Annotated in this window: 7 protein-coding genes; 6 read left to right on the forward strand and 1 reads right to left on the reverse strand. The window is 70.0% G+C overall.

Annotated features, from left to right (window positions below):
- Nucleotides 1-12: 12 nt before the first annotated feature.
- Complete coding sequence (locus tag OG300_RS07710; protein WP_405493589.1) at nt 13-1488, reverse strand: MFS transporter; 1476 nt, start codon at nt 1486-1488, stop codon at nt 13-15.
- A 138-nt stretch (nt 1489-1626) separates the two neighbouring features.
- On the opposite strand from OG300_RS07710, the gene OG300_RS07715 reads away from it, so the two are divergent.
- The 6 genes from OG300_RS07715 (at nt 1627) to OG300_RS07740 (ending at nt 7347) form a co-directional block, all read left to right on the forward strand.
- Nucleotides 1627-2073 (forward strand): MarR family winged helix-turn-helix transcriptional regulator, encoded by a 447-nt coding sequence (locus OG300_RS07715; RefSeq protein WP_405493591.1) that lies wholly within the window; start codon nt 1627-1629, stop codon nt 2071-2073.
- Between the two features lie 112 nt (nt 2074-2185).
- Nucleotides 2186-2431: an acyl carrier protein gene (locus tag OG300_RS07720; protein ID WP_405493593.1), complete on the forward strand. Its 246-nt coding sequence runs from the start codon at nt 2186-2188 to the stop codon at nt 2429-2431.
- On the forward strand, nt 2428-3525 hold the full coding sequence (locus tag OG300_RS07725) for an acyl-CoA dehydrogenase family protein (RefSeq protein ID WP_405493595.1): 1098 nt from the start codon (nt 2428-2430) through the stop codon (nt 3523-3525). Before OG300_RS07720 ends, OG300_RS07725 begins: the two co-directional genes overlap by 4 nt.
- Nucleotides 3522-4502, forward strand: coding sequence for a 3-oxoacyl-ACP synthase (locus OG300_RS07730; RefSeq protein ID WP_405493597.1), 981 nt, complete (start codon nt 3522-3524; stop codon nt 4500-4502). Before OG300_RS07725 ends, OG300_RS07730 begins: the two co-directional genes overlap by 4 nt.
- A gap of 2 nt (nt 4503-4504) precedes the next feature.
- A complete protein-coding gene (locus OG300_RS07735) occupies nt 4505-5527 on the forward strand; it encodes an HAD-IIIC family phosphatase (RefSeq protein WP_405493599.1) in 1023 nt (340 codons plus the stop codon).
- Nucleotides 5524-7347 (forward strand): amino acid adenylation domain-containing protein, encoded by a 1824-nt coding sequence (locus tag OG300_RS07740; protein WP_405493601.1) that lies wholly within the window; start codon nt 5524-5526, stop codon nt 7345-7347. The genes OG300_RS07735 and OG300_RS07740 overlap by 4 nt, the downstream gene beginning before the upstream one ends.
- Nucleotides 7348-7350 lie beyond the last annotated feature (3 nt).

The raw sequence follows: 7350 nt of genomic DNA on the forward strand, positions 1-7350 counted from the left end.
GGCTTTCGGCGGTCAGGCCAGCGCCTTCGCCGCCTCCGGCCGGGTCCGGTCGCCGCGCATGGCCTGCCGGACGGGGATGCAGGCCGCGATGAGCGCGGCCGCCAGGCAGACGACGCTGCCGATCAGGAACACCGTGCGGAAGCCGTGCTCGGTCGGAATGCTGTGCCCGCCCACCGAAATCGTCATCTGCGCCAGCACCGCGCCGACCACCGCGGAGGAGACCGAGGTGCCGATCGACCGCATCAGGGTGTTGAAGCTGTTGGCGGCGGCGGTTTCCGACTGCGGCACCGCACCCATGATGAGCGCGGGCATCGCCCCGTAGGCGAACGCGACGCCGGTGCTGCAGATGATGTTCACGATCACCAGCCCCCAGATGGTGCCCATCAGCGGCAGTGCGACACCGTAACCCACGGCCATCACCAGCGCGCCGGAGACCAGGGTGACCTTCGGGCCGCGGGCGGCGGAGAGTTTCGCACCGATCGGGGAGATCAGCATCATCATGACGCCGCCGGTGGCCATCCACAGGCCCATGGCGACCATGGACTGCCCCAGCCCGTAGCCCAGCGACTTCGGCAGCTGCATGAGCTGCGGCAGGCTCAGCTGCAACGCGTAGAGGCCGACGCCGACCGCGATGCTGGCGATATTGGTGACCAGCACCTGCGGCCGGGCGGTGATCCGCAGATCCACCAGCGGTTCCGGCGCGCGCAACTCCCAGAAGCCCCAGATCAGCAGCAGCGCAAGCGAAGTCGCGAACAGTCCGAGGGTGTCGCCGCTGGTCCAGCCCCACGCCGCACCCTTGGACACCGGCAGCAGCAACGCCACCAAGGCCGCGCCCAGCAGCAGTGCGCCAGGCACGTCGAAGCGTCCGGCCGGTCCCTCGGCGCTGCCCTCGGGCACCACGAAGACGATCAGCGCGGTGGCGACGGCGACGAGACCGGCTGCGACCCAGAACATCACGCGCCAATTGCTGTATTCGGTGACCGCCGAGGCGATCGGCAGACCCAGCGCGCCGCCGATGCCCAGCGACGAACTGATCAGTGCGATGGCCGATCCCAGCTTCTCCGGCGGCATCACGTCGCGCAGCAGTGCGATGGCCAGCGGGATGGTGCCGACGCCGAGCCCCTGTAGGCCGCGCCCGACGACCATCGGGATCAGTGAGCTGGACAGTGCGCACACGACCGACCCGATCATGATCGGAATCGTCGAGATGATCAGCATGCGCCGCTTGCCGTACATGTCGCCGAGTCGTCCGGCGACCGGGGTGGCGACCGCGGCGACGAGCAGGGTGATGGTGACGACCCACGAGGTGTTGGCGGCCGTCGAGTGCAGGATTCGGGGCAGGTCGCCCAGTAGCGGAACGACCAGCGTCTGCATCAGTGACGCGATGACGCCGGTGTAGGCCAGCACCGCCAGCGTGCTGCGGGCGTGCGCGGCGTCGGGTGTTCTCGGGTCGCCGGAGGCCCGGGCGGTGGGCTCGATCGTGGACATAGCTTCTCCTCACGCATGAACTATGTGCACTATACATATCGAATGTATGATGCACATTCAGTGTGCGATGCACGGCCCGTAAGGTGTGGGGATGCGGACAGGCCCGCGGACCAGCGCGGATCGGCGGAAGGACGACGAGTGACCAGGCCCACCGAATTGCTCGAATTCGAGACCATGCTGTTCGGTCGCTACAGCCTGATCCCGCGCAAGGGCGCGGACAACGGCCTCGATCGCAGTGCCTACCTGCTGCTGAGCATGCTGCAGGGCGAGGGCCCGCTGTCTATCGGTCAGCTCAGCGACATCCTCGGCCTGGACGCCTCCACCCTCAACCGCCAGACCGCCGCGCTGTTGCGCGCCGGCCTGGCCGAGCGCATTCCGGATCCGGACGGCGGCATCGCCCGCAAGTTCCGGGTCACTGCCGACGGCGTCACCCGGCTGGATGCCGAACGCGCGCAGACCATCCGGCATCTGGACGGGATCCTGGAGTCCTGGCCCGAGGCCGACATCGCCGCGCTCGCGGGCTATCTGGCCCGCTTCAACGCCGATATCGAGAGCTATCGCGACAAGCACCAGCCGCGCCCCTGACCCTCCCGCCCGTGAAACCCGGGGCTTGTTCAGGGGCCACCGCGGTGATGTCGTGGTCTACGCGGCGGCACGGGTTGTGTGCTCGCCGTGTGGGACTGCGAGAGGGTTGTCGGTGGAGTTGACCGAGGAGTTGCTGGCCTATTTCGGCTCGATGGCCGAGATCGAATTGGCCGCCGACGACGATATCTTCGCGCTCGGTCTGGTGAATTCGCTGCGGGCACTGGAGATCGTCGTGCACGTGGAGAGCACCTACGGCATCGAGGTCGACGTCGACGACCTCGAACTCGACAACTTCCGCAGCGCCGCACGGGCCGCGGCGTTCGTGGCCCGCAAGCGGGGCGGGGACAGTCGCTCGTGATCGAGGTGGACGAACTGGTGCGGGCCGCGGATCGCGATGCGGCGCACTGGGATCGGGACGGCCTGCCCGACGAGGTGATCGCGCTCGCGGCGAAACACGGTGTGCTCGCGGCGGATCGGGCGGTGCGCAGCGGTGGCGCGGGCCTGGACGCACGCGAACTCGGAGACTTGGCAGCGACGCTCGGACGGGTGTGCTCCGGTCTGCGATCACTGCTGACGGTGCACGGCATGGTGGCCGCGGCGGTGGACCGGTGGGGGAGCGCGGCGCAGCGGGCGACGTGGCTGCCGCGGCTGACCTCCGGTGACGTCATCGCCGCGCTGGCGGCGACCGAGGCAGGGGCGGGGACCGAGCTATCCGCTGTCACAACGACTTTCGAGACCGAGGGTGCCGACGTGCTGGTGTCCGGCACCAAGCTGTGGGTGACCTTCGGTCAGCGTGCCGACGTCTATCTGGTGCTCGGTCGCGCGCCGGGCGGACTGTGCGCCGCACTGGTGGACCGGGATCGTCCCGGGGTCGAGGTGGATCCGGCGCAGAGCGGTCTCGGGTTGCGCGGCACCCGGCTGGCCACCGTGCGATTCGACCGGGTGCGCATCCCCGCCGCGCGGTTGATCGCGCCGCCGGGATTCGGCCTGTCCCATGTCATCGGCACCGCGTTGGATCACGGCCGCTACACCGTGGCCTGGGGCGGCGTCGGGCTGGCCCGCGCCTGCCTCGACGATGCGGCCGCCCACGCGGCGGGCCGCACGCAGGGCGGCACGGTCCTGGCCGACCATCAGCTGATCCGGGCCACGCTCGGCCGCAGCTGGGCGGAAGTCGAAGGCGCGCAGGCGCTGTGCGAGCGGGCCGCGGCCGCCCGCACAGCCAAATCTCCGGACGCGCTGATCGCCACCATCGCCGCCAAGTACGCGGCCGCCGGTGTCGCGGCGGCGGTCAGTGAGCGGGCCGTGCAGGTGCTGGGCGCGGCGGGTTGCCTGCCCGACAGCCGGATCGGCCGGTTCTATCGCGACGCCAAGGTCATGCAGATCATCGAGGGAGCACAGGAGGTCGCCGAGGTGACCATGGGCGAGCACGTCGTGCGGGGTACCCGCGCATGAGCGAACGCGTACTGCTGGGACCGGTTTCGACCTGGTTCCCGGACTCGACCGTCGCGGTCGCCACCTTGGACGAGCTGGACTATCTGCCCGCCAACCGTCGCGAACACGCGCTGGCGCTGGGCATCGACACGGTCTGCGCCGCGGACGATCTGACCGAGGTCGACCTGGCGGCCGAGGCCGCCCGCCTGGCACTGGACGAGGCCGGGCTCGCCGCCGCGGATCTGGACGCGCTGATCCTGGTCACCGGCCGCGCGCCGCAATACCTGCTCGCCTCGGAGGCGACCCGGCTGCAACACCGGCTCGGGGCGGCCCGCGCCTTCACGGCGGCGGCCGGTGACCTCGGTTGCGTATCCGTTTCCGCCGCACTGACTCTCGCGGTCGGCCTGGTGCGCGCGGATCCGCACTGCCGCCACGCACTGGTGGTCACCGCCGCCAAGACGCCCACCCGCAATCGCTACCGCGCCCCGATGACCGTGCTCGGCGATGGCGCGGCCGCAGTGCTGGTCTCCACTTCCGGACCCGGCCGCTGGGAGTTCGTCGACCAGATCGTGCGCAGCGAAGGCAGATACGCGGATCTGTTCCACATCGACTACCGCGACATCGATGCCGAGGAATGGGTCGAGGAGTGCGCGGACGAATCCACCTATTCCTTCCGGCTCGCGGTCGAGAGCAAGAAGCGTTTCGACGCGATCATTCCGGAACTACTGCGCCGCAACGATATCGCGGAGGACGCGGTGGGTCCTGTTCTCATGCAGAACCTGTCGGTGGGCGCGTTCGCCTTCTGGGTCGAAGCCCTGGGCCGTCCGGTCGACAAGGTCTGTCAGGCCAATCTCGCCGCCTACGGCCATCTGGGCTCGATGGATGTGCTGCTCAATCTGGAGGCGGCCGCCCCGGCCCACGCGCCGGGGTCCTACGCGCTGGTGCTGAACAGCAGTCCGGTCGCCGCCTGGAGCGCCGCCCTGCTGCGGAGGGTGTGACGGTGCCGACGATCAAGTGCCTGGTGTGGGATCTCGACGACACGGTGTGGCCCGGCGTGGTGCTGGAGTCCGACGCCGGTGCCCCGAAACCTGAAGTGCTGGACACGATCCGAACTCTGGATGAGCGCGGCATCCTGCATGCCGTCGCGAGTCGCGGTGAACAAGCCGTCGCGACAGCGCATTTGCGCACGCACGGCATCGAGGACATGTTCTCGGCGGTCGAGATCGGCTGGGGCCCCAAGTCGGAGGCCGTCCGCCGCATCGCCGAGACGCTCGGCATCGGCCGCGACACCATCGCCTTCATCGACAATGACCCGGTCGAGCGCGCCGAGGTGGCCGCCGCCTTCCCCGAGGTCCGCTGCTACCCGGCGGAGCAGGCCGCCGAGCTAATGGACCTTCCCGAATTCACCCCGGCCACAGCGACTTCCGAGGCGCGCCACCGCCGTGCGCTGTATCGCGCGGAGCGGGAGCGCACGACATCGGCCGCTGAATTCAGCGGCTCGGACGCGGACTTCCTGGCCTCGCTGGACCTGATCATGACGGTCCGCACCGCCACCGATGCGGATCTGCTGCGCGCACACGAGTTGACCGAACGCACCCATCAGCTCAACACCACCGGTGTCACCTTCGACATGGACGAACTGCGGGCACTGTGCGCGTCTGCGCGGCATGAGGTGCTGGTCGCGTCCCTCACCGACCGATTCGGCGGCTACGGCACGATCGGGTTGGCGGTGACCGAACGGCGAGGCGACGACGCGGTGCTGTTGCTGCTGCTCATGTCCTGCCGGGTGATGTCGCGCGGAGTCGGCACGACCCTCATCGCCGAGGTGGTGCGCCGCGCGCAGGCCGCCGGATTGCGACCGGCGGCGGATTTCATTGCCACGCCCCGCAATCGGGTCATGCTGGTGACCTTGCGGTTCGCCGGATTCGAGGTGGCCGACAGGGACGGCGACCGCATCCTGCTGACCTGCGCCGTGCCCGCCGAGCACATCGGCGGCACCGGGCATGTCGAGGTGATCCGATGACGGATCTGCTCGACGGGCTGCTGCGCCAGTTCGAGCGGGTGCCCGATCGGCTCGCCGTCGTGGTGGGGCAGCGGTCGCTGACCTATCGCGAACTCGACGCCGAGACAAGGACTCTCGCCCGCCGACTACTCGCCGCCGGAGTGCGCCCCGGGCAGACGGTGGTCGTGTATCAGCAGCAGCGTCTGGACACGGTGATCGGCATGATCGCGGCACTGCGCGCCGCCGCGGCCTGGTGCGTCATCGAACCGGGCCACGGTGGGGAGTCATCGCTCGGTGCGGTGCTCGCGGCGCTGGACTGCGGAGCGGTGATCATCGAGGGCCGCGATCCACTCACCCCCGGCGACGCGGCGGTGGCACTGGCGGACGCCACACAGGGTCCGGCGGTCATCGACATTGCGGCACCGGCGAATCCGCCCGAACTCGCGCTACCCGGTCCGCCGCCTCGCCTCGCGCCCGCCTATGCCATCACCACCTCGGGCTCCACCGGCACACCGAAGGTCGTGGTGGTCTCGCGCGCGAACCTCGCCGCTCGCATCGGATCTCGCGACGATGCCCACCTCGACGGCCCGCCGGTCGTGTGCTCGGCACTGCGGCTGATCTGGGACGGCTCCCTGCTGGGCGTGGTGTGGCCGCTCGCTGTCGGCGGCACCAGCGTGTTCCCCGACGCGGAGATGATCCGCGATATCGATGCCGTCACCGAACTGTCGCGCCGCCAAGGTGTTTCGCACTTCATCGCCACCCCGTCGCTGTATCGCCTGGCGCTGCCCCGGCTGACGCGACCGTCGCCGCCGCTGCGGACGGTGATCCTGATGGGTGAGGCCGTCCCGCCTCGACTGGTGGACGAGCACCGCGCGGCGCTGCCCGGTGTGGCGCTGCACAACGAATACGGCCCGACCGAGGCGACGATCACCTGTATCGGGCCGTACGTCGCGGACACCTCGCACCGGATCGTCCCGATGGGAAAGCCCGCCCGCGGCACCACGAGTCATCTCCTGGACAACAAGCTGGGTCCGGTCGGTCGCGGCGCCCGCGGCGATCTCTACCTCGGCGGCGGGCAGATCGCCGACGGCTACGCGGGCCGCCCGGGGCTGACCGCCACCCGCTTCGTCGCTGATCCCTTCGCCGTGGTGCCCGGCGCGCGCATGTACCGCACCGGCGACCTGGCCCGCCTGGATGCCCACGGCGACATCGAGTTCCACGGTCGCCTCGACGATCAGGTGAAGGTGCGCGGCGTGCGGATCGAACGTGGCGCGATCGCGGCGATCCTGACCGACCATCCCGCCGTTCGCGCCGCCGTCGTGCTGTTCGTCGCCGATCCCGACGGCCCCGGGTACCTGGCAGCCTTCTGGGTACCCGTCGACCCTGCCGCGGAACCACCGGCGGTGAGCGCGCTGTCCGGCTTCTGTGCCGAACATGTGGTGCCGGAGGCGATTCCGGCCCGCTTCGTGGCACTGGACGTTTTCCCTGTGACGCCGGGCAGCGGCAAGCTCGACGAATCGGCCCTGCGCGCCCTGCTGACCGGATCCGGCAGACGTCCGGTCTCGCGCGCCGACTGGACCGACACCGAGCGCGCCGTCGGCGAGATCTGGTCGCAGGTGCTGCAACACGACGAATTCGACCGCACCGACCGCTTTCTCGACGTCGGCGGCAACTCGCACCGGGTCGTCGGCCTGCACCTGGGCTTGCAGGCGCGCTGGCCGGGCGCGATCTCGGTGGGTCTGCTGTTCGACCTGGACACCGTGGCCGCGCAGGCGGCCGCACTGTCCGCCGATCCGGCGCGGCCCGCCGCGGCGGACGTTCCCCTGGCATTCGAAGTGTGAAGG

The organism is Nocardia sp. NBC_00511, from assembly GCF_045161165.1.
In the GTDB taxonomy this organism is placed as follows: Bacteria; Actinomycetota; Actinomycetes; order Mycobacteriales; family Mycobacteriaceae; genus Nocardia.

Coding starts and splice junctions, on each gene's coding strand:
- OG300_RS07710 (WP_405493589.1), bottom strand. CDS start 1,488: ATGTCCACGATCGAGCCCACCGCCCGGGCCTCCGGCGACCCGAGAACA.
- OG300_RS07730 (WP_405493597.1), top strand. CDS start 3,522: ATGAGCGAACGCGTACTGCTGGGACCGGTTTCGACCTGGTTCCCGGAC.
- OG300_RS07740 (WP_405493601.1), top strand. CDS start 5,524: ATGACGGATCTGCTCGACGGGCTGCTGCGCCAGTTCGAGCGGGTGCCC.